The sequence below is a fragment of the Epilithonimonas tenax DSM 16811 genome (assembly GCF_000428485.1).
In the GTDB taxonomy this organism is placed as follows: Bacteria; Bacteroidota; Bacteroidia; order Flavobacteriales; family Weeksellaceae; genus Epilithonimonas; species Epilithonimonas tenax.
Genome location: NZ_AUAA01000094.1, coordinates 1 through 1,779 on the forward strand (window position 1 = coordinate 1; position 1,779 = coordinate 1,779).

Below are 1,779 nucleotides of genomic sequence, written 5' to 3' on the forward strand. Positions count from 1 at the left end.
TATTCTACTTTTCTTATCCTTTTCAATTCAGGTTTCATTGTTCCTTGTTTTGGCTTGGCATTGCCACTAACGTTTTGCAGCTTGGCGATGTGGCGGATTAACGAAGCCTAAACTTTCGGTTAAACACTGAACTTCGCAAGTACAAAACCAACTTCAAATTAAGCCCAAAAACCGCCATATTGCCAAACTGCTGTTGGTGGCTGGCGTTTTGGGCGGTTTCGTTTTTCCGTTTTCTATTTCATCATTTTTAATGCGTTTTCTAATCTTTCGGATGCGTTATCCCAATTTATTATGCTGAATAAATTGTCGACAAAATCGGTTCGTTTGTTTCTGAATTTTAGATAATATGCGTGTTCCCAAACGTCAATTACAAGTAATGGAATTACGCCCCATTGTGTTAATTTTTCGTGATTTTCACATTGTAAAATTGTCAATTTGTCGGTGTAAGGTTGGTAACCTAAAATTCCCCAACCATTTCCATCAACATCTTTTGAAGTTTTTGCTAAATACATTTTTAATTTATCAAAACTTCCAAAATCTTTTTCTATTCGTTTTAATAAATCGCCTTTCGGTAAATTTGCTTTATTGGTTAAATTTGTCCAAAATATAGAATGTAAAATGTGAGAAGAAAGATGATAAGATAATTTTCTTGTCCAATAATCGACAGTTTCAAGATTATTCTCGTCTAAAGATTTTTTTATCATTTGCAAATCTTTGTTTGCACCTTTTACAGCTCCGCCGTGATGAAAAGTGTAATGCAGATGTAAAGTTTCTGCGTCCATAAAAGGTTCAAGAAAACTTTCAGAATAAAGTAAAGGTTGTTGGAAAAAATTTCCGTCTTTGTCAACTAACAAATCAGTTTTGTTTTCGATTAGACTTTGGCTAAAAACAGAATTTGTTGGTAACAAAGTTGCTCCGCCTAAAATTAATCCACTTTTTAAAAAATCTTTTCTGTTCATTTTGTTAATTTTTGATTGTAAAGTTACACGGATTTTGTTTAATGCTGTCTCTTTTTTTTGTTAATGTTTTTAATTCTTGAGTATTTAAATTTGATGTTAATTTTTTGAATTGAGCATTCAGATAATTTAAATCGTATTGCAAATTTTCTAATTGCTTTGAATATTTTTCTTTTATAGAAATATATTCTTCAGCTATTTCAGATTTAATTTTACCTTCTTTAGCTTTCAGTTCTTGATATTTATTGTTTTCAGCTAATTTTTGATTTAAAAACTCAATTTTGTTTTCAAAAACTTTGGTTTTTGAATTTGCTTCTTTTTCATTTTGAGAAAGTTTCTTTTCAAATTCAGGTGTTGAGTTATGACCAAATTTGTCAGTTTGTTGGTCTATAATTTGATTACTTTTACTTAAATATTCAACAACAATTTCACTTCTTGAATTTTCTAAATTTGCTAATTCTTCAATAATTGGTTTGTCTATTTTACTAATTTCAGTTTTAATTTCGGCTAATTCTTTTCCTAATTTATTGATTTTATTTAAACTGTCATTTCTTCTTAATTCCTCGATTTTTGCGTATTTGCATTTGATTTCCTTGTAATTATTCAGCCAAGAATTTTCTTTGTATTTGCAGGATGCAAATACAAAGAAAATTAAAAATATTGAAGCTGTTTTCGGCATTTTTAAGATTTGTTTCTCGTTAGTTTTCGGTTCTCGGACGCTTGCTACCAACGTTTTGGGGCTTTGCGATGGTGGGGAAATCGAAGCACAAATGTTCAGTTTAGCACAAATGTTTATTAGAATTCCAAATGTTCAATTTAGCAC

Annotated in this window: 2 protein-coding genes; both read right to left on the bottom strand. The window is 30.1% G+C overall.

What is annotated here, in order from left to right; genetic code table 11:
• Positions 1-233: 233 nt before the first annotated feature.
• The gene (locus F564_RS0117620; RefSeq protein WP_028123731.1) at positions 234-959 is read right to left on the bottom strand and encodes a superoxide dismutase; all 726 of its coding nucleotides are present in this window, start codon (positions 957-959) and stop codon (positions 234-236) included.
• 4 nt (positions 960-963) lie between these two features.
• On the bottom strand, positions 964-1,635 hold the full coding sequence (locus tag F564_RS0117625; RefSeq protein WP_141824932.1) for a GumC domain-containing protein: 672 nt from the start codon (positions 1,633-1,635) through the stop codon (positions 964-966).
• Between the last annotated feature and the right edge of the window lie 144 nt (positions 1,636-1,779).

Coding starts and splice junctions, on each gene's coding strand:
- F564_RS0117620 (WP_028123731.1), bottom strand. CDS start 959: ATGAACAGAAAAGATTTTTTAAAAAGTGGATTAATTTTAGGCGGAGCA.
- F564_RS0117625 (WP_141824932.1), bottom strand. CDS start 1,635: ATGCCGAAAACAGCTTCAATATTTTTAATTTTCTTTGTATTTGCATCC.